The following is a 23565-nucleotide window of genomic DNA, read 5'->3' as shown; positions in this document are numbered from 1 at the left end:
GGACGGGCTGATTTCAGCCCGTCCGGCGTTTGAGGACCGGGGTCTGGGGCGGAGCCCCAGTTTCGGGAAGGGGCGGGGCTGGGGAAAAAGCCCGCCGCAGGCGGCAACGGACCCGCACCCAGAAGCCCGCCAGGCCACCCCCTAAGCCCCCGGCAACCGCACCGTCAGCCCGTACAGCCGAGTGACCTGCTTCGGGTTCTCGTTGTCGTCGCTGACGAGCAGCAGGCGGAGCCGGCCGCCCGGCGCCCGCCCGGTCACCGCCAGCCCCTCGATGTTGTCCAGCAGCGGATTGTGCTGCGGCTGCTTCGCCCTCGCGCCCAGCGAAGGGCACGCCCCGATGTCCGCGACCAGCGTCTTGCGCACGGTACGGACGGCGGGCGACAGTTCGCCGACGCCGCTGACGTCGTCCGCGCCCCGGAGGTCCGCCACATACAGCCGCACCGTGTTGCCGACGCCCTGCGTGAAGCCGCGCTCCAGGACGAGCAGGCGGCCGTCGCCCGCGGCGGTCGCCTCGGAGACGCCGAGTCCCGCGTCGACGGGGTAGGCGAACTGCCGGGAGAGGCGGAACTCCCCGCCGCCGTGCCGCTGCCAGCTCTGGAGGCGTACGAGCGGGTGCCCGGCGGCGTCCGGGCCGTCGCCGGTGAGCGGGGCCTCCATGGACGCCACGAGGGTGTGCCCGCCGGGCTGGAGGGCGAGGCCCTCGAAGGTGAGGTTGGGCCGGGCGCGCCCGGCCGGGGCGACCCGCAGGGCGTCGGGGACGGGCAGCCGGCCGAGGAGCTTGCCGGAAGGGTCGTAGCGGCGGACCGACGGCTCGGTCTCGGAGGTGATCAGGCGGCTGCCGTCGCGGTCCACGACGAGCGCCTCGGAGTCGAGCTCGGCGCCCTTCTCGTCGGCAAGCCGCACGACCCGCACGGGCTCGGCCGTGGGCCCCTTCCGTACGTCGAGGGAGAACAGCCGCGACCGGTCGGAGAGGGCGGCGACCGTGCCGTCCCGGTCGACGGCGAGCGCCGAGAGGTCGCCCACGACCGCGCCCTGGAATGTCGTCTTGTCGAGCCCGTCGGAGAACCCGTCGATCCGGGCGTACGGCGAGCAGGCGCGCGACGCCCCGTGCGCCTGTGCCTGTGCTTGCGCCTGCGCCGGCCCGGCGACGGTCAGGCAGGCGGCCACCGCCAGCGCGGCGGTGGCGGCGAGCGCGGGTCGGATGCGCACAGGCGGACCTCCTGGGTCTCGAACAGTTTTCGGCTGCTGTCGACGGTAGAGGCCCGTGTGCGGGGCGGGAGGCGGGTTCCCGGAACTCGCGGTGAACGCCCGGTTCACATCCCGGGGGCGCGTCACATCCCGGGGACGAGCTGGAGCAGCAGGTCGATGACCTTGATGCCGACGAACGGCGCGACGAGGCCGCCCAGGCCGTACACGCTCAGGTTGCGGCGCAGCAGCGCGTGCGCGGTGGAGGGGACGTAGCGGACGCCGCGCAGGGCGAGCGGGATCAGGGCGACGATGACGAGCGCGTTGAAGATGATCGCCGAGGCGATGGCCGAGGTGGAGCTGTGCAGGCCCATGACGTTGAGCTTCTCCAGGCCCTCGTAGCCGGCGACGCCGCCGAACATCGCCGGGACGATCGCGAAGTACTTCGCCACGTCGTTGCAGATGGAGAAGGTGGTGAGCGCCCCGCGCGTGATGAGCAGCTGCTTGCCGACCTCGACGATGTCGATCAGCTTGGTGGGGCTGGAGTCCAGGTCGACCATGTTCCCGGCCTCCTTGGCGGCGGAGGTGCCGGTGTTCATGGCGACGCCGACGTCCGCCTGGGCGAGGGCCGGGGCGTCGTTGGTGCCGTCGCCGGTCATGGCGACGAGGTTGCCGCCCGCCTGTTCCTGCCGGATGCGGGCCAGCTTCTGCTCGGGCGTGGCCTCGGCCAGGAAGTCGTCGACTCCCGCCTCGGCGGCGATGGCCTTGGCGGTCAGCGGGTTGTCGCCGGTGATCATGACGGTCTTGATGCCCATGCTGCGCAGGGCGGCGAAGCGCTCGGCGATGCCGGGCTTGACGACGTCCTTGAGGTGGACGGCGCCCAGGACGCGGGCGCCGTCGCGGTCCTCGACGGCGACGAGCAGCGGGGTGCCGCCGCCCGCCGCGATGGAGTCGGCGATCCAGCGGGCGTCGTCGGGGACGTCGCCGCCGCGCGTGGCGACCCACCGCGTCACCGCGCCGGCCGAGCCCTTGCGGATCCGGCAGATCTCGCTCTCCCAGGCGAAGTCGACGCCGCTCATGCGCGTCTGCGCGGAGAACGGCACGAAGTACGCGTGCGCGAGCTCGCCCTCGGCGCGTTGCCGGATCCCGTGCTCCTTGGCCAGGACGACGACGGAGCGCCCCTCGGGCGTCTCGTCGGCCAGCGAGGAGAGCTGGGCCGCGTCGGCGAGGAGGTCGTGCCGGACGCCCCGGACGGGGACGAAGGCGACCGCCTGCCGGTCGCCGAGGGTGATGGTGCCGGTCTTGTCCAGGAGCAGGGTGTTGACGTCGCCCGCGGCCTCGACGGCGCGCCCCGAGAGGGCGAGGACGTTGCGCTGGACGAGCCGGTCCATCCCGGCGATGCCGATCGCGGAGAGCAGCGCGCCGATGGTGGTGGGGATCAGCGTCACCAGCAGGGCGACCAGCACGGTGATCGTCTGCGGGGCGCCCGCCCAGCCGGCCATGGGCTGGAGCGAGACGACGGCCAGGATGAAGATCACGGTGAGCGAGGCGAGCAGGATGTTGAGCGCCAGCTCGTTGGGGGTCTTCCGGCGGCTGGTGCCCTCGACCAGGGCGATCATGCGGTCGAGGAAGGTGTGGCCGGGGCGGGAGGTGATCCGTACGACGATGCGGTCGGAGAGCACCTTCGTGCCGCCGGTGACGCCCGACCGGTCGCCGCCGGACTCCCGGATGACCGGTGCGGACTCCCCGGTGATCGCCGACTCGTCCACGGCCGCGACGCCTTCGACGACCTCGCCGTCGCCCGGCACGGTCCCGCCCGCCTCGACGACCACGACGTCGTGCGGCCGCAGTTCGGCGGCGGGCACCTGCCGCTCCTCCCAGTCGCGCGCGTCCATGCCCACCCGCCAGGCCTGCAGCCGGCGGGCGACGATGGTGGAGCGCGTACGGCGCAGCGTCTCGGCCTGGGCCTTGCCGCGGCCTTCCGCGACGGCCTCGGCGAGGTTGGCGAAGACGACGGTGAGCCAGAGCCAGCCGCTGATCAGCCAGGTGAAGACGGAGGGGTCCAGCACGGCGGAGAGCGTGGTGAGGACCGAGCCGACCTCGACCACGAACATCACGGGGTTCCTGACCATCGCCCGCGGGTGCAGCTTGCGGACGGCGTCCGGCAGGGACGCGATCAGCTGCTTGGGGTCGACGGCACCGCCGGCGACGGCCCGGTGCCTGTGCCGCTGCCCGAGGGCGATGGGCGGGGTGGTGTCCTGCGGGGCGACCAGGTGCGGCATCAGGGGCCTTCGGGTGAGGTGAACGATCACCTCACCCAACCGGCCGGGCGGGGGCCGCGCCGACGCCCTGACGGGCCTTTGTCGCCGCCGGGCACGCGCCTGACGGGGCTTTGACGCGCCCGCCCCCGGTCGCGTCGCGTCAGCCCCGGGACGCCGCGATCTGCCGGGACATGATCGTCGTCAGCTCGTACGCCGTGTGGGACGCCGCCACGGCCGTGATCTCCGCGTGGTCGTACGCGGGGGCCACCTCGACCAGGTCCGCGGAGACGAGGTTGCAGGAGGACAGGCCGCGGATGATCTCCAGCAGCTCGCGGGAGGTCAGGCCGCCCGCCTCCGGGGTGCCGGTGCCGGGGGCGTGGGCCGGGTCCAGGACGTCGATGTCGATGGAGATGTACAGCGGGCGGTCGCCGACGCGCTGGCGCAGCTGGTCGGCGACCTCGTCGACCCCGCGGCGCATGACGTCGGCGGACGTGACGATGCCGAAGCCCATCTTCTCGTCGTCGGTGAGGTCCTTCTTGCCGTACAGCGGGCCGCGCGTGCCGACGTGGGACAGCGCCTCGGTGTCGAGGATGCCCTCCTCGACGGCCCGGCGGAACGGCGTGCCGTGGGTGTACTCGGCGCCGAAGTACGTGTCCCAGGTGTCCAGGTGCGCGTCGAAGTGCAGCAGGGCCACCGGGCCGTGCTTCTTGGCGACCGAGCGCAGCAGCGGCAGCGCGATGGTGTGGTCGCCGCCCAGCGTCATCATCCGGGCGCCGGTGCCGAGCAGGTCGTCGGCCGCGGCCTCGACGGTCTCGACGGCCTCGTCGATGTTGAACGGGTTCGCGGCGATGTCACCGGCGTCGGCGACCTGCGCGAGCGCGAAGGGAGAGGCGTCCTGGGCCGGGTTGTAGGGGCGCAGGAGGCGGGACGCCTCACGGATGGCGTTGCCGCCGAAGCGGGCGCCCGGCCGGTAGGAGACGCCGCTGTCGAAGGGCACGCCGACGACGGCGACATCGGCGGTGCCGACCTCGTCCAGGCGCGGCAGGCGGGCGAAGGTCGCCGGGCCCGCGTAGCGCGGGATCCGGGAGGAGTCGACAGGGCCGCGCGGTTCACGGGGGGCGGGGGTGCTCATACGGAAGCCTCTCGAAATCACGGACGCGTTACGGTCGGACCAACGCCGGGGCGGCGGCTGCGGACGTACCCGAGGGTAGGCAGGGCGGCGGGTTCCGCACATGTACGTACTGAAGGATCCGGCACCGCCATATGGACATCACGTCCATCGCGAGGCCGTCGGGGGAGAGAATGAGCCGTATGCCGATACCGAGCCGTGCCGAACTGATCGACCACCTTGTCCGTACGCGCATCGCGGGCGCCGTGGCGACCCCGCGCGAGAACAACCTCGACCACTACCGCAAGCTCGCGTCCGGCGACCGGCGCCACTGGCTGGGCCTGGAGCTGGGCGACCGCTGGACGGACGAGCAGGACGTGCTGGCCGTGATGGCGGAGCGCTGCGGCGTCAGCGACGACCTCGGCCACCGTGCGGGCCAGGACACGATCGACCCCGAGCTGACGGTCGACGGCCTGGAGCGGATGGCGACGCTGCTGCGCAAGGCGGCCGAGGGGCGGCAGCGGGTGCTGCTGGCGACCGGGCACCCGGGCGGCCTGCTGGACGTGCACCACACGACGGCGAAGGCGCTGCGCGCGGCGGGCTGCGAGATCGTCCGCATCCCGGGCGGGCTGCGGGCCGACGAGGGCACGGTCTGCCAGTTCGCGGACGTCGCGGTCTTCGAGGGCGGCGCGACGCTGTGGCACACGCACTCCCCCGCGCCGATGGCCACGATCCTCGACGCCCTCGCCCGGGAGGGCCGCCCGCTGCCCGATCTGGTCGTCGCCGACCACGGCTGGGCGGGCTGCGCGGCGCAGCGCGGCATCGACGCGGTGGGCTACGCGGACAGCAACGACCCGGCGCTCTTCCTGGCGGAGTCGGAGGGGACGCTGCGGGTGGCCGTGCCGATGGACGACCACGTGGTGGATCCGCGGTTCTACGAGCCGATGACGGCGTACCTGCTGAACGCGGCGGGGCTGGCGGTACCGGCGTAGCGCATGGCCGACTGTTGTCCGGCTCTCCCCGGACTCCACCCGGGGGCGCCCCCAACGGACTGACCACGCTGTGCCGTTGGGGGTCTGGGGGCGGAGCCCCCCCACGCGGCGGAGCCGCACATCAGATGCAGCCGGGAAGGGGCGGGGCTGGGGAGAAAACCCCGGTCACCCCCGCGGCACCCGCACCAAGCCCTCCTGGATCACCGATACCGCCAGCGCGCCGTTCTCCGTGAAGATCCGGCCCCGGGCCAGCCCCCGCCCGCCGGAAGAGGTCGGGCTCTCCTGGTCGTAGAGCAGCCAGTCGTCGGCCCGGAACGGCCGGTGGAACCACATCGCGTGGTCCAGGCTCGCCCCGACGACGTCCCCGACGGCCCAGCCGCCGCGCCCGTGCGCGAGCAGCACGGAGTCCAGGAGCGTCATGTCGGAGACGTAGGTGGCCAGACAGATGTGCAGCAGCGGGTCGTCCGCCAGTTTGCCGTTCGTCCGGAACCAAACCTGCGACTTCGGTTCGCGGGGCTCCCCCACCTTGCCGAACGGCGGCTCGTCGGCGTAGCGCAGGTCGACCGCCGCGCGGGCGTCCAGCAGCCGGTCCAGCAGTCGCGGGTCGGCGAAGCGGTGGGCGTGGCGGGGCAGCATCTCGGCCGCGGTGGGCAGGGAGAGCGGGTCCGGCGCGGCCGGCATCGGCTCCTGGTGCTCCAGTCCCTCCTCGTGCGTCTGGAAGGACGCGGAGAGGTGGAAGATCGGCTGGCCGTGCTGGACGGCGACGACCCGGCGGGTGGTGAAGGACCGCCCGTCGCGGATGCGGTCGACGCTGTAGACGATGGGCACCTCGGGGTCGCCGGGGCGCAGGAAATAGGAGTGCAGGGAGTGCGGGAGCCGGTCCCCGGGGACCGTGCGCCCGGCGGCGACCAGGGCCTGGGCGGCGACCTGGCCGCCGAAGACGCGCGGCACCAGCGACGGGCGGCTGGTGCCGCGGAAGATGTCCCGCTCGATCTGCTCGGGGTCGAGGACGGAGAGCAGGTCGTCCAGGGGTGTAAGGGGCTCGTTCATGGCGTCTGGGGCTTACCGGCCCTACAGACCCATGGACTTGGCGATGATGGAGCGCATGACCTCGCTCGTACCGCCGTAGATCCGGCTGACGCGGGTGTCCGCGTACAGGCGGGCGATGGGGTACTCCATCATGTAGCCGTAGCCGCCGTGCAGTTGGAGGCACTTGTCGATGACGACGGCGGCGCGCTCGGTGGTGAAGAGCTTCGCGGAGGCGGCGTCGGCGGCGGTCAGCTCGCCCGCGTCGTGGGCCTCCAGGGCGCGGTCCACGACCGCCTCCATGGCGTCGACCTCGGCCTTGCAGTCGGCGAGCACGAACTTGGTGTTCTGGAAGGCCGCGACGGACTGTCCGAAGACGGTGCGGTCCTTCACGTACGCCTTGGCGAACTCGACGGCCGCGGCGGACTGGGCGTACGCGCCGACGGCGATGTAGAGCCGCTCCTGCGGGAGGTTGTGGCCGAGGTAGCCGAACGCCTTGCCCTCCTCGCCGAGGAGGTCCTCCACGGGCACCTTGACGTCGGTGAAGGAGAGTTCGGCGGTGTCGGAGGCGTGCAGGCCGAGCTTCTCCAGCTTGCGGCCGACCGCATAGCCCTCGGAGCTCGTGTCGACGACGAGGATGGAGATGCCCGCGCGGCGGTCCTCGGGGGTGGGCGGCGCGGTGCGGGCGCAGACGAGCACCCGGTCGGCGAGCACGCCGCCGGTGATGAAGGTCTTCGCGCCGTTGAGGACGTAGTGCGTGCCGTCCTCGGAGAGCTTGGCGGTGGTCTTCATGCCGGCCAGGTCGGAGCCGGTGCCCGGCTCGGTCATGGCGATGGCGGTCATCATGTCGCCGGAGACGAAGGACGGCAGCCAGCGCCGCTTCTGCTCCTCGGTGGCGTACTTCAGGATGTAGGGCAGGCACAGCGCGGTGTGCACGCTGCTGCCGCCGAAGCTGACGCCGGCGCGGGCGCACTCCTCGGTGACGACGGCGTGGAACTTGAAGCTGTGCTCACCGGCGCCGCCGTACTCCTCGGGCACCTCGATGCCGAAGACGCCCAGCTCGCCGAGCTTCTTGTAGAACTCGCGCGGCGCGGCGCCGGCTTCGCGCCACTGCTCGTAGTACGGCACGACCTCCGCGGCGACGAAGTCGCGGATCGTCTCCCGGAACGCCTCGTGGTCCTCGCCGTACACGGTCCGACGCATGGCCATCCCCCAGTCTGCGTATCACCTAAGCGCTTGCTCAGGGCGAAGTTACCCGGCGGTCACCGAGACTGTCCAGAGGTCAACTTCCCGTCCTCGCGGGCCCGCGAGCCGTCCGAGAGGGCCGCGAGGGCGCCCAGCGCCAGGCGGCGCAGGAGGGCCGCGGTGGCCGCGCGGCCGGGGAGGGCGCCGGGGCGGCCGAGGTGGGGCGTGGAATTGAGCAGGCCGAAGACGGCGTGGACCGCGGCGCGCGCCTCGGCCTCCAGGGCGTCCGGGTGCAGCCCGCGGACGACGTCGACCCACAGCTCCACGTACTGCCGCTGGAGGGAGCGCACCAGCTTGCGGTCGGCGTCGCGCAGCTGGCCCAGCTCGCGGTCGTGGAGCGTGATCAGCGCCCGGTCGTCGAGGGCGAAGTCGATGTGGCCGTCGACGAGCGAGTCCAGCACGGCGGCCGCGCCGCCGCCCGCCGCGACGGCCTCGGCCACCCGCTTGCGGCCGCCCGCGAAGAGCCGCTCGCTGATGCCCACCAGCAGCTCGGCGAGCATCGCGTCCTTGCCCGCGAAGTGGCGGTAGAGGCCGGGCCCGCTGATGCCGACGGCCGCCCCTATCTCGTCGACGCCGACGCCGTGGAAGCCGCGCTCGGCGAAGAGGCGGGCGGCCTCCTGGAGGATCTGCGCCCGGCGGTTGGAGGCGGCCGGTGTGCGGGTCGGTGCGTTGTTCACGAAATCGATTCTAGACAGCGGCGTTAGTGGTCGTTAACCTGAAGGCGATGTGTTAACGCTCATTAACCGAGTTGACCGAGCAAGGGAGCTCGAGCACATGCAGCAGGCACCGGTGCTGGGGAGCACCGCGGACCCCGCGTCCGATTCCTGGCGGACGAACGAGGCGGCGCACCGCGAGCTGTCCGCGGGGCTGCGGGAGCGGCTCGCCGCGGCGCGGCTGGGCGGGGGCGAGAAGGCCCGGGCGCGGCACACCGCGCGCGGCAAGCTGCTCCCGCGCGACCGGGTCGACACCCTGCTGGACCCGGGGTCGCCGTTCCTGGAGCTCGCGCCGCTGGCGGCCGAGGAGATGTACGGCGGGGCCGCCCCGGCGGCGGGCGTGATCGCGGGCATCGGCCGGGTGTCCGGGCGCGAGGTGGTGATCGTCGCCAACGACGCCACCGTCAAGGGCGGCACGTATTACCCGATGACGGTGAAGAAGCACCTGCGCGCCCAGGAGATCGCCCTGGAGAACCGGCTGCCGTGCCTGTATCTCGTGGACTCCGGCGGCGCCTTCCTGCCCATGCAGGACGAGGTCTTCCCCGACCGCGACCACTTCGGCCGGATCTTCTACAACCAGGCGCGGATGTCCGGCGCGGGCATCCCGCAGATCGCCGCGGTCCTGGGCTCGTGCACGGCCGGCGGCGCGTACGTGCCCGCGATGAGCGACGAGGCGGTCATCGTGCGCGGCCAGGGCACGATCTTCCTGGGCGGTCCGCCGCTGGTGAAGGCCGCCACCGGCGAGGTCGTCACCGCGGAGGAACTGGGCGGCGGCGAGGTCCACTCCAAGGTCTCCGGCGTCACCGACCACCTCGCCGAGGACGACGCGCACGCCCTGCGGATCGTCCGGACGATCGTCTCCACCCTGCCCGAGCGCGGGGCGCTGCCCTGGCCGGTGGAGCCGGTCGAGGAGCCGAAGGCCGACCCCGCGGGGCTCTACGGCGCGGTCCCGGTCGACTCCCGCACGCCCTACGACGTGCGCGAGGTCATCGCGCGCGTGGTGGACGGCTCGCGGTTCGCGGAGTTCAAGGCCGAGTTCGGGCAGACCCTGGTGACCGGCTTCGCCCGGATCCACGGCCACCCGGTGGGCATCGTCGCCAACAACGGCATCCTCTTCTCGGAGTCCGCCCAGAAGGGCGCGCACTTCATCGAGCTGTGCGACCAGCGCGGCATCCCCCTGGTCTTCCTCCAGAACATCTCCGGCTTCATGGTCGGCCGGCAGTACGAGGCGGGCGGCATCGCCAAGCACGGCGCGAAGATGGTCACGGCGGTGGCCTGCGCCCGTGTTCCCAAGCTGACGGTCGTCATCGGCGGCTCCTACGGCGCGGGCAACTACTCGATGTGCGGGCGCGCCTATTCGCCGCGCTTCCTGTGGATGTGGCCCAACGCCAAGATCTCCGTGATGGGCGGCGAGCAGGCCGCGTCCGTCCTCGCCACCGTCAAGCGCGACCAGCTGGAGGCGCGCGGCGAGGAGTGGAGCGCCGAGGACGAGGACGCCTTCCGCGCCCCGATCCGCGAGCAGTACGAGACGCAGGGCAGCGCCTATTACGCCACCGCGCGGCTGTGGGACGACGGCGTCATCGACCCGCTGGAGACCCGTCAGGTGCTGGGCCTGGCGCTGACGGCCTGTGCCAACGCCCCGCTGGGTGAGCCCGGCTACGGCGTCTTCCGGATGTGAGGCGGAGCATGTTCGACACTGTCCTTGTCGCCAACCGAGGCGAGATCGCCGTACGGGTCATCCGTACGCTGCGCGCGCTCGGCATCCGCTCCGTCGCCGTCTTCAGCGACGCGGACGCCGACGCCCGGCACGTACGCGAGGCCGACACGGCCGTGCGGATCGGCCCGGCGGCCGCCGCCGAGAGCTATCTGTCCATCGAGCGGCTGCTGGAGGCGGCCCGCCGGACGGGCGCGCAGGCCGTGCACCCCGGCTACGGCTTCCTCGCCGAGAACGCGGCCTTCGCGCGGGCGTGCACGGAGGCGGGCCTCGCCTTCATCGGGCCGCCCGCCGAGGCGATCTCGCTCATGGGCGACAAGATCCGCGCGAAGGAGACGGTCCGGGCGGCGGGCGTGCCCGTCGTCCCCGGCTCCTCGGGCAGCGGGCTGAGCGACGCCGAACTGGCCGCCGCGGCACACGAGATCGGCATGCCCGTCCTGCTGAAGCCCTCCGCGGGCGGCGGCGGCAAGGGCATGCGGCTCGTGCGCGACGCGGCGCTGCTGGGCGAGGAGATCGCCGCCGCCCGGCGCGAGGCGCGCGGCTCCTTCGGTGACGACACGCTGCTCGTCGAGCGCTGGGTCGACCGCCCCCGGCACATCGAGATCCAGGTGCTCGCCGACGGCCACGGCAACGTCGTCCACCTCGGGGAGCGCGAGTGCTCCCTCCAGCGCCGCCACCAGAAGATCGTCGAGGAGGCGCCGTCCCCGCTGCTGGACGCGGCCACGCGCGCGGCGATGGGCGAGGCGGCCGTCCAGGCCGCGCGCTCGTGCGGCTACGCGGGCGCGGGCACGGTGGAGTTCATCGTGCCGGGCGACGACCCCGCCTCGTACTACTTCATGGAGATGAACACCCGCCTCCAGGTCGAGCACCCCGTCACCGAGCTGATCACCGGGCTGGACCTGGTGGAGTGGCAGGTGCGGGTCGCCGCGGGCGAGCGGCTGGGCATCGCCCAGGAGGACGTGACCCTGACCGGGCACGCGGTCGAGGCCCGCATCTGCGCGGAGACCGCACGGGCCGCCGGCGACCGCGTCGACTTCCTGCCGTCGGCGGGCACGGTGCGGCTGCTGCGCGAGCCCGCGGGCGAGGGCGTGCGGGTCGACTCGGGCCTCTCCGAGGGCACGGAGGTCGGCACCTCCTACGACCCGATGCTCGCCAAGGTCATCGCGTACGGCCCGGACCGGGCGACGGCGCTGCGGCGGCTGCGCGCGGCCCTGGCGGAGACGGTGGTGCTGGGCGTCGACACCAACGCGGGATTCCTGCGGCGGCTGCTCGCGCACCCGGCGGTGGTCGCGGGCACGCTGGACACGGGCCTGGTGGACCGGGACGCGGCGACGCTCGTGCGGTCCGAGGTGCCCGACGAGGTGTACGCGGCGGGCGCGCTGCTGCGGCAGGCGGCGCTGGAGCCGGGCGCCCCCGGCGGGACCGGCCCCGCCCCGGCCGCGCCGTCCGCGTCGGCCGCGTCGGCCGGGGCCCTGACCCCCCGGCCGGCCGCCTGGGTGGATCCCTTCTCCCTGCCGACCGGCTGGCGCCTGGGCGGCGAACCCGCCTGGACCGTCCACCACGTGCGCGTGCCGGGCCAGGACCCGGTCACGGCCCGGGTCCGCGACACCGGGGCGGCCACGGAGATCGCACTGGAGGGCGCGACAGGGCTCGGGGAGAAGACCTCCGCCCGCCTCGTCCCCCTCGACAGCACCACCCTCACCCTCGAACTGGACGCCCTGACCCACCGCTTCACCCACGCCCCCGCCCCGGAGGGCACCTGGCTCGGGCGCGACGGCGACGCGTGGCTCGTGCGCGAGCACGACCCCATAGACGCGCGCGGCGGCGCGAGCACGGCCGGCGCCGACACCCTCACCGCCCCCATGCCCGGCACCGTCACCGTCGTGAAGGCGGCCGTCGGCGACGAGGTCCGCGCCGGGCAGAGCCTGCTGGTCGTGGAGGCGATGAAGATGGAGCACGTCATCGCGGCCCCGCACGACGGCACCGTCACCGAGCTCGACGTCCAGGCAGGTGCCACGGTCGCCATGGACCAGGTCCTGGCCGTCGTCACCCCCGCGGAGGAGTCATGATCGAGGGACTGCCGATGACCGTGCCGGAGCCCGGTCTCCCGGCGCGCGTGCGGATCCACGAGGTGGGCCCGCGCGACGGTCTGCAGAACGAGAAGACGGTCGTGCCGGTCGAGGTGAAGGCGGAGTTCGTCCGCCGCCTCGCCGCGGCCGGGCTCGGCACCGTGGAGGCGACGAGTTTCGTGCACCCCAAGTGGGTGCCCCAACTGGCCGACGCCGAGCAGCTGATGCCGATGCTGGACGGCGTGCCGGCCCGCCTGCCCGTCCTCGTGCCCAACGCGCGCGGCCTGGACCGCGCGCTCGCCCTGGGCGTCCGGGAGATCGCCGTCTTCGGCAGCGCCACCGAGTCGTTCGCGAAGGCCAATCTCAACCGCACGGTGGACGAGTCCCTGGAGATGTTCGCCCCGGTCGTCGCCACGGCCCGCGAGGCGGGCGCGCGGGTGCGCGGCTATCTGTCCATGTGCTTCGGCGACCCCTGGGAAGGGGCCGTCCCCGTCGAGCAGGTGGTGCGGGTCGCCCGCCGCCTGCTGGACCTCGGCTGCGACGAGCTGAGCCTCGGTGACACGATCGGCGTGGCGACGCCGGGCCACGTCACCGCGCTGCTGACCGCGCTGAACGGCGCCGGGCTGCCGACCGGCCGGCTCGCCGTGCACTTCCACGACACGTACGGCCAGGCGCTCGCGAACACCCTCGCGGCGCTCCGGCACGGCGTGACCACGGTCGACGCCTCCGCAGGCGGCCTCGGCGGCTGCCCGTACGCCAAGAGCGCGACGGGCAATCTCGCCACCGAGGACCTCGTCTGGATGCTCGACGGCCTCGGTGTCGACACCGGGGTCGATCTCGGCCTGCTCACCGCCACCAGCGTGTGGATGGCCGACCGGCTGGGCCGGCCCAGTCCGTCCCGCACCGTCCGCGCCCTCTCCCACCAGGAGCCCTGAGCCATGTCGCTGGACCACCGCCTCTCCCCCGAGCACGAGGAACTCCGCCGCACCGTCGAGGAGTTCGCGCACGACGTCATCGCACCGAAGATCGGCGACTTCTACGAGCGCCACGAGTTCCCGTACGAGATCGTGCGGGAGATGGGCCGCATGGGCCTGTTCGGACTGCCCTTCCCCGAGGAGTACGGCGGGATGGGCGGTGACTATCTGGCGCTCGGGCTCGTCCTGGAGGAGCTGGCCCGGGTCGACTCCTCGGTGGCGATCACCCTGGAGGCCGGGGTGTCGCTGGGCGCGATGCCCGTCTTCCGCTTCGGCACCGAGGAGCAGAAGCGGGAGTGGCTGCCCAAGCTGTGCTCCGGCGAGATGCTGGGCGCCTTCGGGCTGACGGAGCCGGGCGCCGGCTCGGACGCCGGCGGCACCCGCACCACCGCGCGGCTGGACGAGGCCACGGACGAGTGGGTGATCAACGGCACCAAGTGCTTCATCACCAACTCCGGCACGGACATCACCGGCCTGGTCACCGTCACCGCCGTCACCGGCCGCAAGCCCGACGGCAAGCCGCTGATCTCCTCGATCATCGTGCCGTCCGGGACGCCCGGCTTCACCGTCGCCGCCCCGTACTCCAAGGTCGGCTGGAACGCCTCGGACACCCGGGAGCTGTCGTTCTCCGACGTGCGGGTGCCGAGGGCGAACCTGCTGGGCGAGGAGGGACGCGGCTACGCCCAGTTCCTGCGGATACTGGACGAGGGCCGGATCGCGATCTCCGCGCTGGCCACCGGCCTGGCGCAGGGCTGTGTGGACGAGTCGGTGAAGTACGCCAAGGAGCGCGAGGCGTTCGGCCGCCCGATCGGCGCGAACCAGGCGATCCAGTTCAAGATCGCCGACATGGAGATGCGGGCGCACACGGCCCGCATCGCCTGGCGGGACGCGGCGTCGCGGCTGGTGCACGGCGAGCCGTTCAAGAAGGAGGCGGCGCTCGCGAAGCTGTACTCCTCGGAGATCGCGGTGACCAACGCCCGCGAGGCCACCCAGATCCACGGCGGCTACGGCTTCATGAACGAATACCCGGTGGCCCGCATGTGGCGCGACTCCAAGATCCTGGAGATCGGCGAGGGCACGAGCGAGGTCCAGCGCATGCTGATCGCCCGGGAGCTGGGGCTGTAACCGGCGTCCCGAGAAGAAGACCCGGGAGAAGCTCCGCCCCGGATCCGGCCCCAGCGGCCGGCTCCGGGGCGGAGCCCTGTCGAAATCACCGCCAAGATCACCGATCTGTCCCCAAAGGGCGTTTTCCCCCGCTTGACCGCTTCCACCCCTCCCCCTTGCCCGATATCGGGCAGGATTCTTGCGAAACGTCGCGGCAGCCCGCAGTATCGACGGGTGCTCGAACGCCGTACTTCCCATGACGACCTGGTGGATCACCTGGTGCGCAGCACGCCGCTCCAGCGCGGCGAGGCCGCCCGGGTGGTCCTGGACGTCCTGGCGTACTTCGACGAGACGACCGAGGCGTTCGTTCGCCGCCGCCACCGCGAGCTGCAGTCCGGCGGACTGCGCAACGCGGAGATCTTCGAGCGGATCGCGGCGGAGCTGCCGCACCGCGCGGTGGCACCACCCGAACTCTCGCTGCGGCAGCTGCGCCGCATCGTCTACGGCTGATCACGGCGGCTCCTGCCGTCGTCGAGCATCACCGAACTTCGCCTGGGAGGGCTCACTATGTGCGGAATCGTCGGATATATCGGTAAGCGCGATGTCGCTCCGCTGCTGCTGGAGGGCCTCCAGCGCCTGGAGTACCGCGGCTACGACTCCGCCGGCATCGCCCTGCACGCCAGCGGCAAGGCCGGTGGCCTGAAGACCGCCAAGGCCAAGGGCCGCGTCCGCGAGCTGGAGGCGCGCCTGCCCAAGCGCTTCGCGGGCAGCACGGGCATCGCCCACACCCGCTGGGCCACCCACGGCGCCCCGAACGACGTCAACGCCCACCCGCACGTGGACGCCGAGGAGAAGGTCGCCGTCGTCCACAACGGCATCATCGACAACGCCTCGGACCTGCGTGCCCGGCTGACCGCCGACGGCGTCGTCTTCCTCTCCGACACCGACACCGAGGTCCTCGCGCACCTCATCGCCCGCTCCCAGGCCGAGACCCTGGAGGAGAAGGTCCGCGAGGCGCTGCGGCACATCGAGGGCACGTACGGCATCGCCGTGCTGCACGCCGACTTCCCGGACCGGATCGTCGTCGCCCGCAACGGCTCGCCCGTCGTGCTGGGCATAGGCGAGAAGGAGATGTTCGTCTCCTCCGACGTCGCCGCCCTGGTGAGCCACACCCGCCAGGTCGTCACCCTCGACGACGGCGAGATGGCCACCCTCAAGGCCGACGAGTACCGCACGTACACCACCGAAGGCTCCGCCACCTCGGCCCAGCCGACCACCGTGGAGTGGGAGGCCGAGTCGTACGACATGGGCGGCCACGACACGTACATGCACAAGGAGATCCACGAGCAGGCCGACGCCGTGGACCGCGCGCTGCGCGGCCGCATCGACGACCGCTTCTCCACCGTGCACCTGGGCGGCCTCAACCTCGACGCCCGTGACGCGCGCGCCGTGCGCCGGGTGAAGATCCTCGGCTGCGGCACCTCCTACCACGCGGGCCAGATCGGCGCCCAGATGATCGAGGAGCTCGCGCGGATCCCCTCCGACGCCGAGCCCGCCTCGGAGTTCCGCTACCGCAACCCGGTCGTGGACCCCGACACCCTCTACATCGCGGTGTCCCAGTCCGGTGAGACCTACGACGTCCTCGCCGCCGTCCAGGAGCTCAAGCGCAAGGGCGCCCGCGTCCTGGGCCTGGTGAACGTGGTCGGCTCGGCGATCGCCCGCGAGACCGACGGCGGCATCTACGTCCACGCGGGCCCCGAGGTCTGCGTCGTCTCCACCAAGTGCTTCACCAACATGGTGGTCTCCTTCGGGCTGCTCGCCCTGCACCTGGGCCGCATCCGCGACCTGTCCGTCGCCGACGGCAAGCGGATCATCGAGGGCCTGCGCAAGCTGCCCGCCCAGATCGCCGAGATCCTGGCGAACGAGGCGGAGATCGAGAAGCTGGCCGGGGAGTACGCGGACGCCAAGTCGATGATGTTCATCGGCCGGGTGCGCGGCTACCCCGTCGCCCGCGAGGCGTCGCTGAAGCTCAAGGAGGTCTCGTACATCCACGCCGAGGCGTACCCGGCCTCCGAGCTGAAGCACGGCCCGCTGGCGCTGATCGAGCCCGCGATGCCGACCGTGGCGATCGTGCCGGACGACGAGCTGCTGGAGAAGAACCGCGCCGCGCTGGAGGAGATCAAGGCCCGCAGCGGCCGCATCCTCGCCGTCGCGCACCAGGTGCAGGAGAAGGCCGACCACACCATCTTGGTGCCGAAGAACGAGGACGAGCTGGACCCGATCCTCATGGGCATCCCGCTCCAGCTGCTGGCCTACTACACGGCGAAGGCCATGGGCCGTGACATCGACAAGCCGCGCAACCTGGCGAAGTCCGTCACCGTCGAGTAGCCCCCCCGGGGCGCCCTCGCGCCCCCTTGAACCCGGTCCTGCCGCACCTGTCCTGCGGCGGGTCCGGGACAGCCCTCCCCACGCGTGCCACCCGTCGCGCGGGGAGGGCTGTCTCCCCTTGCCGGCGGACTCTCCCGCCGGCGGATGCCGCCGGTTCCGGGAACCGTCACCTCCCGTCCGGCAGCACGTCACACATCCGATCCCTACCCGCCACCGAGGCCCGGCCCACCCCTACGCGCGGGTAGATTCATGAGCCGTCAAACGCGTGGTACGGGATCACCGCCCGGACGGGCAACGGAAGTTGACGTGGTCCCGGGTCAGGGGATGACGACGACCGGCCGCTGCGCGCGCCGCGCCAGCCGCCCCGCGACCGAGCCGAAGATGCGGCCGACCAGGCCGTGGGTGGAGCCGACGACGATCGCGTCCGCCGCGTACTCCCGGCCGACCTCCTCCAGTTCGTGACAGATGTCGCCACCGCGCTCGACGAGGATCCACGGCACCTCGGACAGGTGGTCCGCACAGGCCAGTTCGAGGCCCAGGACCTCGGTGCGGTGATCCGGGACGTCCACGAAGACCGGTGGCTCGCAACCCGCCCACACGGTCGTCGGCAGCCGGTTGGCCACATGGACGATGATCAGGCCCGAGCCGGAGCGCCGGGCCATCCCGATTGCATACGCAAGCGCTCGCTCGCTCGACATGGAACCGTCGAAGCCCACCACGACACCGTGCTGGAACGCCGGATCGCAGGAATGGCGTGATTCTTCCGCCGCTTCGGGGTGCGCCGCGTGATCGGCGACCCGCTTGCGGTCCGCGGGTTCGGGGAATTCGTGACCGGCCATCGGTGTCTCGGCGAAGGATGTCCTCGTGCGGAGGGATCAGCGGTGGACTGGTTGCAGTTGTCAGAGGAGGAGCAGAAGCAAGCGCCGGGAAAGACGCGGCCCGGAGCATCCCACAGGATCATGGACGCGAAATCCGTCCGGGATTCATCTTTTCAAGCACTTACCTTCAAGGGTACGGCGACACCTGCCGCCTGCCCAGAGGCCACCCGGCGCGACGGCCCCGAGCTGCCGGGACGGCGGCACCGTCCCCGGGCCCGGGGACACGAGGACGCCGGGCGTTCCCCGGAGCATGCACGAGGGCGGCCCGCAGCGCAATGCCCCCGCAGCAACGCGGCCGTACTCCTGATGCACGCGGCGCAGTGACCCAGGCGCCCGGCCGGGCGTTGTACCACCGTCAGCCGCCGCCAGCAGGGAGCCGCTCCGTGCCCGGAACCCGTGATCACACCCGCGCCGACGACCCCGGGGCGGACTCCCCCGATCCGGTGAGCGATGTGGTCCGCTGGGCGGCCTTCAGCTGTGTGCTCGTCCCTGTCGTCCTGCTGATGTGCGGTCAGTCCTTCGGCGGGGCCGCCGGCACCGCGGCCGGGCTGGTGGCCCTGACCTGTGTCTGCCGCGCGCTGCTGCGCCGCTCCGAACGCACCGCCGCCCGGGTCCCGTCGGAGTCCCGCCCGGAGCCGCCCGTACCGGAGTCCCCTCTTCCGAATCTCCCGCCGAACCTCCCGCACCGCGGCCGCCATGGCCGCACAGGCGTCGGCAGCCATCGCGGCGGCCGCCAGCCGGGCGCGTCCGCGCCGGGCGGCACGCGGGGCGCACCCCGGGGTGATACGCCGGGTAGTACGCCCGGTGAATGACGCCTTCGTACGGATGCACCCGCTGCTTTTCGGCCAACTTCAGGCCGAACCCCTCACCTTGGCCTGAGCAGCCCCCAACAGCCGGTCGACCAGCAAGGAAAGGACCGCCGAGGGCGGTTGCACCCTACGGGGATTGGGCATGGGCGAGAGGCGTACTTTTCACCGAGCCCTGCAAGTGCAACGCTTCGTGATCGAACGCTTCGCGCCAAGTTGTCATGTCGACATAGAGCCGGGTGGTGAACTGGTCACCGCGACTCCGTGTGACGCAGTAGATTCGATCTTGGCCATGACCGGCGGGGGAACCGTTCAGGACCGAGGGGAAACGTGCAGGACCGAGAGGACTCGACCGCCGAGGGGGGCTTAGCGCCATGAGCCAGGACTCCACGACCGTACCGGAGACCACGCGCAAGCTCTCCGGACGCCGCCGCCGGGAGATCGTCGCAGTGCTGCTTTTCAGCGGCGGCCCCATCTTCGAAAGCTCCATTCCGCTCTCAGTGTTCGGGATCGACCGACAGGACGCTGGGGTACCCCGCTACCGACTGCTGGTATGCGCGGGCGAAGATGTGCCATTGCGAACAACCGGCGGCCTGGAATTGACCGCACCGTACGGCCTGGAGGCACTCTCCAGGGCCGGCACCGTCGTCGTACCGGCCTGGCGGTCGATCACCCAGCCGCCGCCCACGGCCGCACTCGACGCACTGCGCCGCGCCCATGAGGAGGGTGCCCGCATCGTGGGGCTGTGCACCGGTGCCTTTGTACTGGCCGCCGCGGGCCTGCTCGACGGCAGGCCCGCCACCACCCATTGGATGTACGCGCCCACGCTCGCCAAGCGCTATCCGTCGGTCCATGTGGACCCGCGGGAGCTCTTCGTCGACGACGGTGACGTACTGACCTCCGCGGGCACCGCGGCAGGCATCGACCTGTGCCTGCACATCGTCCGCACCGACCACGGCGCCGACGCGGCGGGGGCCCTGGCCCGCCGTCTCGTCGTGCCGCCCCGCCGCAGCGGCGGACAGGAGCGCTACCTCGACCGGTCTTTACCGGAGGAGATCGGCGCCGACCCGCTCGCCGAGGTCGTCGCCTGGGCGCTGGAGCACCTCCACGAGCAGTTCGACGTGGAGACGCTGGCGGCCCGCGCCTATATGAGCCGCCGCACCTTCGACCGGCGGTTCCGCTCGCTCACCGGGAGCGCCCCGCTGCAGTGGCTGATCACTCAGCGGGTGCTCCAGGCGCAGCGGCTCCTGGAGACCTCGGACTATTCCGTGGACGAGGTCGCCGGGCGCTGCGGCTTCCGCTCGCCCGTGGCCCTGCGGGGTCACTTCCGCAGGCAGCTGGGGTCCTCCCCGGCCGCCTACCGCGCCGCCTACCGGGCGCGCCGCCCGCAGAGCGGCGTGGCCGACCGGCCCGAACGGAGCGAGCGGCCGGACCGTACGGACCGGCCGGAGCGCTCCGACCGGTTCGAGCGGGCGGAGCTGGGCGAGCAGCGCAGCGGGGAGCCGGCGGTGATGGCGATGCGGCGGACGGCCCTGGCCGGCGCCCATGCCGTGGCCGGTCCGATCATGACCACTCCACCACCACATAGTGGGCATGGCGGACATATCACTCAGTCCGCTTCTCACGGAGGGCACGGTGGTGGTCATCTCGGCAGCGGCGGCGGTCCGGATCCGGGCAAGCCGGAGTCGGACCTCTACACCCCACGCCTGCCCGGCCAGCGGGAACGCCCCGTAGGGTGAGACGCATGAACGATCGCATGGTGTGGATCGACTGTGAGATGACCGGGCTCTCACTGTCGAAAGACGCGCTCATCGAGGTGGCCGCCCTGGTCACCGACTCCGAGCTGAACATCCTCGGCGACGGCGTGGACATCGTCGTCCGCCCGCCCGCCGAGGCGCTGACCACCATGCCCGAGGTGGTGCGCCAGATGCACACGGCCTCCGGGCTGCTCGCGGAGCTGGACAACGGGACGACGCTCGAGGACGCGGAGCGACAGGTCCTGGCGTACGTCCGCGAGCACTGCCCGGAGCCGGGCAAGGCCCCGCTGTGCGGAAACTCGGTCGGCACCGACCGCGGCTTCCTCGCGCGGGACATGCCGGCACTGGAGGACCACCTGCACTACCGGATCGTCGATGTGTCGTCGGTGAAGGAGCTGGCCCGCCGCTGGTATCCGCGGGCCTACTTCAGCAGCCCCAAGAAGAGCGGCAACCACCGGGCGCTCGCGGACATCCGCGAGTCGATCGCCGAGCTCCGCTACTACCGCGAGGCGATCTTCGTGCCGCAGCCCGGCCCGGACTCGGACACCGCGAAGGCCATCGCGGCCCGGCACGTGCTGCCCGCTCAGGCGGAGTGACGCAGCTCGCTCCCAGGACCAGCACCACCTGGGAGCGAGCACCCCCCAAGACCCTGTACACTTTTTCTCAGCCGGTGGGAAACACACCGGACATGGTGGGTATAGCTCAGCTGGCAGAGCACCTGGTTGTGGTCCAGGATGTCGCGGGTTCAAGTCCCGTTACTCACCCTGATCGAGGGCCCCGATCCGCGAAAGCGGATCGGGGCCCTCGGCGTTGGCGGCTGCTCCCCCGGGGCGTGCGCCTGTAGCCCCTAGGAGTGAGCCGGGGCCCGGGCGGGGAGAGTTCACCGCCCGCCCGGGGGAAGGCTCAGGTGTCGCAGTGCGCGCTGCGGCCGGCGCCGCGCCGTGGCATCTGACGGAAGGTCGTGACCGATGGCCCGTGACCCGGTGGAAGCCCGCAGGCCCCGCGAAGGATCCCGCCCCGGACGACCGTGAGCACCCCGGTGGGCGGCCCGCGCCGCCCGGGACCGGCGCCCGCGGCACTCGTCACCGCCGCCGCGCTCACCGTGGCCCTGCTCGGCGGCTGCGCCAGGGACGACGGGGACGCGGAGCCGGCCGGCGGCCGGACCACCGTGACCATCGGCACCTTCGGGGTCTTCGGCTACAAGCAGGCGGGGCTCTACGCGGAGTACGAGCAGCTGCACCCGGACGTCACGATCAAGGAGAGCGTGATCGAGCGGAACGACACCTACTACCCCCAGCTGCTGACACACCTCGCGGCGGGCAGCGGCCTCTCCGACATCCAGGCCGTGGAGGTGGGCAACATCCACGACGTGGCCACCACCCAGGCCGACCGCTTCGAGGACCTCTCCCGGGTCCCGGGCGTCCGCAAGGGTGACTGGCTGGACTGGAAGTGGGCCCAGGCCACGTCCCGCGACGGCAGGACGGTCGGCCTCGGCACGGACATCGGACCCATCGCCGTCTGCTACCGCAAGGACCTCTTCGAGAAGGCCGGGCTGCCCACGGACCGCGAGCGCGTCGGCAGGCTGTGGGCCGGTGACTGGCGGAAGTACCTCGACGTCGGCAGGGCGTACCGGGACAAGGCACCGGCCGGCACGGTCTTCACCGACTCCGCGGCCGGGATCTACAACGCGTCCATCCACGGATACGCCGAGCGCTACTACAACCGGCGCGGCAGGGCGGTCTACCGCCGGAGCCCCGCGGTCAGGACGTCCTGGCGGCTGGCCGTGCAGGCGGCGCGGGGCGGGCTGACGGCCAGGCTCAAGCAGTTCGAGAAGCCCTGGGACCAGGCGTTCGCCAACGGCCGCTTCGCCACCGTCGCCTGTCCGCCGTGGATGCTCGGCTACATCAAGGAGAAGGCGGGCGCGGCGGGCAAGGACAAATGGGACGTGGCCCCCGCGCCGAGGCCCGCCAACTGGGGCGGCTCCTTCGTCACCGTGCCCAAGGGCGGCCACCACAGGGCGGCGGCGACCGCGCTCGCCGTCTGGCTGACGGCGCCCGCGCAACAGGCCAAGCTCTTCGACCGGCAGGCGAGCATCCCCTCCACCCCCGCCTCGTACGCCATGCCGCTGGTCCGGGACGCGCGCAACCCCTACTTCGGGGGCGCGCCGACCGGGCGGATCTTCGCGGAGGCCGCCCGGAACATCCCGACCCTGGTGATCGGCCCCAAGGAGCAGCAGATCGGGACGGCCTTCACCGATGTGGCCATCCCCCAGGTCGAGCAGCAGGGCAGATCGCCCCGGGCGGCCTGGAAGGCGGCGCAGAAGGAGATCGACAACGCGGTGGACGAATGACGGCGACCGCCGAGGCCCCCCGGGACACCGACGTCCCACCGCCCGGGGGCGCGGAGCGGGGGCGGAGCGGGCCGCGGCCCTGGCGCAGCCGGCTCTGCCGGTGGGACGTGCGCTACAGCCCGTACGCCTTCGTCGCCCCCTTCTTCCTCTTCTTCTCCGCCTTCGGGGTCTTCCCCCTCCTCTACACCGGCTGGGCCTCGCTGCACCGGGTGGACCTCTCGTCGCCGGACCACATGGAGTGGGCGGGGGCGCACAACTACCTCCGGCTGCTGGACGACGACTTCTTCTGGAACGCGCTGCGCAACACCTTCACCATCGGGGTCCTCTCCACCGTCCCCCAGCTGCTGATGGCCCTCGGCCTGGCCCACCTGCTCCACTTCCGGCTGCGCGCCGCCTCCTTCTGGCGGGTCGCGCTGCTCACCCCGTACGCCACCTCGGTCGCCGCCGCGACGCTCGTCTTCGTGCTGCTCTACGGGCGGGACTACGGGATGGTCAACTGGGCGCTGGGCGCGGCCGGAACGGGGCCGGTCGACTGGCAGAACGGCCGGTGGACCTCCCAGCTGGCGGTCGCCTCGATCGTGATCTGGCGGTGGACGGGCTACAACGCGCTGATCTATCTGGCGGCGATGCAGGCCGTGCCGGACGAGCTCTACGAGTCGGCGGCGCTGGACGGCGCGTCGCGGACGCAGCAGTTCCGCCATGTCACCGTGCCCGCGCTGCGGCCGACGATCCTCTTCACCGTGGTCGTCTCCACGATCGGGGCGACCCAGCTCTTCGGCGAGCCGCTGCTGTTCGGCGGGGCGGGCGGGCAGAAGGGCGGCGCCGCGCACCAGTTCCAGACGCTGGGGCTCTATCTCTACGAACAGGGGTGGTTCGACTTCCATCTCGGGCGCGCCTGCGCCGTCGCCTGGACGATGTTCCTGATCCTGCTGGTGATCGGCGCGGTCAACGTCGTGATCGCGCGACGGCTGGGGAAGACCCGGTGAGGGGCTGAT

The 23565-nt window shown here is 72.3% G+C and carries 19 protein-coding genes and 1 tRNA gene; 13 read left to right on the top strand and 7 right to left on the bottom strand.

What is annotated here, in order from left to right; translation table 11 throughout:
• Window positions 1-141: 141 nt before the first annotated feature.
• The 3 genes from AB0435_RS23460 to speB form a co-directional block, all read right to left on the bottom strand.
• Window positions 142-1209 (bottom strand): esterase-like activity of phytase family protein, encoded by a 1068-nt coding sequence (locus tag AB0435_RS23460; protein WP_366003501.1) that lies wholly within the window; start codon window positions 1207-1209, stop codon window positions 142-144.
• 122 nt (window positions 1210-1331) lie between these two features.
• Window positions 1332-3467, bottom strand: a complete 2136-nt coding sequence (gene kdpB / locus AB0435_RS23455; RefSeq protein WP_366003499.1) for a potassium-transporting ATPase subunit KdpB — start codon at window positions 3465-3467, stop codon at window positions 1332-1334.
• A gap of 139 nt (window positions 3468-3606) precedes the next feature.
• Window positions 3607-4578: an agmatinase gene (gene speB / locus AB0435_RS23450; RefSeq protein ID WP_366003498.1), complete on the bottom strand. Its 972-nt coding sequence runs from the start codon at window positions 4576-4578 to the stop codon at window positions 3607-3609.
• A 179-nt stretch (window positions 4579-4757) separates the two neighbouring features.
• Between speB and AB0435_RS23445 the strand changes: the two genes are divergently transcribed.
• Complete coding sequence (locus AB0435_RS23445; RefSeq protein WP_366003497.1) at window positions 4758-5546, top strand: phosphatase; 789 nt, start codon at window positions 4758-4760, stop codon at window positions 5544-5546.
• Between the two features lie 165 nt (window positions 5547-5711).
• On the opposite strand, the gene AB0435_RS23440 is transcribed toward AB0435_RS23445, so the two are convergent.
• From AB0435_RS23440 to AB0435_RS23430, 3 genes are read right to left on the bottom strand one after another with little or no spacing between them, the layout of a single operon-like run.
• A complete protein-coding gene (locus AB0435_RS23440; RefSeq protein WP_366003496.1) occupies window positions 5712-6596 on the bottom strand; it encodes an acyl-CoA thioesterase II in 885 nt (294 codons plus the stop codon).
• Between the two features lie 21 nt (window positions 6597-6617).
• Window positions 6618-7775: an acyl-CoA dehydrogenase family protein gene (locus AB0435_RS23435; protein ID WP_366003495.1), complete on the bottom strand. Its 1158-nt coding sequence runs from the start codon at window positions 7773-7775 to the stop codon at window positions 6618-6620.
• 59 nt (window positions 7776-7834) lie between these two features.
• Window positions 7835-8494 carry a TetR/AcrR family transcriptional regulator gene (locus AB0435_RS23430; RefSeq protein ID WP_366003494.1) on the bottom strand — a complete coding sequence of 220 codons (660 nt, stop codon included), beginning with the start codon at window positions 8492-8494 and terminating at the stop codon, window positions 7835-7837.
• Window positions 8495-8591: 97 nt separating this feature from the next.
• Here AB0435_RS23430 and AB0435_RS23425 point away from each other — a divergent pair, with 97 nt between their 5' ends.
• The 6 genes from AB0435_RS23425 (at window position 8592) to glmS (ending at window position 16779) form a co-directional block, all read left to right on the top strand.
• Window positions 8592-10208, top strand: a complete 1617-nt coding sequence (locus AB0435_RS23425) for a carboxyl transferase domain-containing protein (RefSeq protein ID WP_366003493.1) — start codon at window positions 8592-8594, stop codon at window positions 10206-10208.
• Between the two features lie 8 nt (window positions 10209-10216).
• A complete protein-coding gene (locus tag AB0435_RS23420) occupies window positions 10217-12313 on the top strand; it encodes a biotin carboxylase N-terminal domain-containing protein (protein ID WP_366427879.1) in 2097 nt (698 codons plus the stop codon).
• The gene (locus AB0435_RS23415) at window positions 12310-13248 is read left to right on the top strand and encodes a hydroxymethylglutaryl-CoA lyase (RefSeq protein ID WP_366003491.1); all 939 of its coding nucleotides are present in this window, start codon (window positions 12310-12312) and stop codon (window positions 13246-13248) included. The genes AB0435_RS23420 and AB0435_RS23415 overlap by 4 nt, the downstream gene beginning before the upstream one ends.
• Before the next feature lie 9 nt (window positions 13249-13257).
• Window positions 13258-14412 carry an acyl-CoA dehydrogenase family protein gene (locus AB0435_RS23410; RefSeq protein WP_366427880.1) on the top strand — a complete coding sequence of 385 codons (1155 nt, stop codon included), beginning with the start codon at window positions 13258-13260 and terminating at the stop codon, window positions 14410-14412.
• Between the two features lie 213 nt (window positions 14413-14625).
• The gene (locus tag AB0435_RS23405) at window positions 14626-14901 is read left to right on the top strand and encodes a hypothetical protein (protein ID WP_366003490.1); all 276 of its coding nucleotides are present in this window, start codon (window positions 14626-14628) and stop codon (window positions 14899-14901) included.
• Window positions 14902-14958: 57 nt separating this feature from the next.
• Entirely contained in the window at window positions 14959-16779 is a 1821-nt protein-coding gene (glmS, locus tag AB0435_RS23400; protein ID WP_366427878.1) for a glutamine--fructose-6-phosphate transaminase (isomerizing), read from the top strand.
• Window positions 16780-17096: 317 nt separating this feature from the next.
• Here the strand turns inward: glmS and AB0435_RS23395 are convergent, their stop codons facing one another.
• Window positions 17097-17618, bottom strand: coding sequence for a universal stress protein (locus AB0435_RS23395; RefSeq protein WP_366003486.1), 522 nt, complete (start codon window positions 17616-17618; stop codon window positions 17097-17099).
• 482 nt (window positions 17619-18100) lie between these two features.
• Between AB0435_RS23395 and AB0435_RS23390 the strand changes: the two genes are divergently transcribed.
• From AB0435_RS23390 to AB0435_RS23365, 6 genes are all read left to right on the top strand, one after another.
• Window positions 18101-18469 carry a hypothetical protein gene (locus AB0435_RS23390; protein ID WP_366003559.1) on the top strand — a complete coding sequence of 123 codons (369 nt, stop codon included), beginning with the start codon at window positions 18101-18103 and terminating at the stop codon, window positions 18467-18469.
• A 368-nt stretch (window positions 18470-18837) separates the two neighbouring features.
• The gene (locus tag AB0435_RS23385) at window positions 18838-20202 is read left to right on the top strand and encodes a helix-turn-helix domain-containing protein (protein WP_366427877.1); all 1365 of its coding nucleotides are present in this window, start codon (window positions 18838-18840) and stop codon (window positions 20200-20202) included.
• Between the two features lie 5 nt (window positions 20203-20207).
• Complete coding sequence (gene orn, locus AB0435_RS23380) at window positions 20208-20816, top strand: oligoribonuclease (protein WP_366003484.1); 609 nt, start codon at window positions 20208-20210, stop codon at window positions 20814-20816.
• 95 nt (window positions 20817-20911) lie between these two features.
• Window positions 20912-20984 (top strand) — tRNA-His (locus AB0435_RS23375).
• 263 nt (window positions 20985-21247) lie between these two features.
• Window positions 21248-22570 carry an extracellular solute-binding protein gene (locus AB0435_RS23370; RefSeq protein ID WP_366007038.1) on the top strand — a complete coding sequence of 441 codons (1323 nt, stop codon included), beginning with the start codon at window positions 21248-21250 and terminating at the stop codon, window positions 22568-22570.
• A complete protein-coding gene (locus tag AB0435_RS23365) occupies window positions 22567-23556 on the top strand; it encodes a sugar ABC transporter permease (protein ID WP_366007039.1) in 990 nt (329 codons plus the stop codon). The genes AB0435_RS23370 and AB0435_RS23365 overlap by 4 nt, the downstream gene beginning before the upstream one ends.
• Window positions 23557-23565: the final 9 nt, after the last annotated feature.

Source organism: Streptomyces sp. NPDC051173, from assembly GCF_040689515.1.
Classification (GTDB): Bacteria; Actinomycetota; Actinomycetes; order Streptomycetales; family Streptomycetaceae; genus Streptomyces.
This window is presented reverse-complemented; position numbering and strand designations above follow the sequence as displayed.

Coding starts and splice junctions, on each gene's coding strand:
- AB0435_RS23420 (WP_366427879.1), top strand. CDS start 10,217: ATGTTCGACACTGTCCTTGTCGCCAACCGAGGCGAGATCGCCGTACGG.
- AB0435_RS23440 (WP_366003496.1), bottom strand. CDS start 6,596: ATGAACGAGCCCCTTACACCCCTGGACGACCTGCTCTCCGTCCTCGAC.
- AB0435_RS23385 (WP_366427877.1), top strand. CDS start 18,838: ATGAGCCAGGACTCCACGACCGTACCGGAGACCACGCGCAAGCTCTCC.
- glmS (WP_366427878.1), top strand. CDS start 14,959: ATGTGCGGAATCGTCGGATATATCGGTAAGCGCGATGTCGCTCCGCTG.
- orn (WP_366003484.1), top strand. CDS start 20,208: ATGAACGATCGCATGGTGTGGATCGACTGTGAGATGACCGGGCTCTCA.
- AB0435_RS23425 (WP_366003493.1), top strand. CDS start 8,592: ATGCAGCAGGCACCGGTGCTGGGGAGCACCGCGGACCCCGCGTCCGAT.
- kdpB (WP_366003499.1), bottom strand. CDS start 3,467: ATGCCGCACCTGGTCGCCCCGCAGGACACCACCCCGCCCATCGCCCTC.
- AB0435_RS23415 (WP_366003491.1), top strand. CDS start 12,310: ATGATCGAGGGACTGCCGATGACCGTGCCGGAGCCCGGTCTCCCGGCG.
- AB0435_RS23435 (WP_366003495.1), bottom strand. CDS start 7,775: ATGCGTCGGACCGTGTACGGCGAGGACCACGAGGCGTTCCGGGAGACG.
- AB0435_RS23445 (WP_366003497.1), top strand. CDS start 4,758: ATGCCGATACCGAGCCGTGCCGAACTGATCGACCACCTTGTCCGTACG.
- speB (WP_366003498.1), bottom strand. CDS start 4,578: ATGAGCACCCCCGCCCCCCGTGAACCGCGCGGCCCTGTCGACTCCTCC.
- AB0435_RS23365 (WP_366007039.1), top strand. CDS start 22,567: ATGACGGCGACCGCCGAGGCCCCCCGGGACACCGACGTCCCACCGCCC.
- AB0435_RS23395 (WP_366003486.1), bottom strand. CDS start 17,618: ATGGCCGGTCACGAATTCCCCGAACCCGCGGACCGCAAGCGGGTCGCC.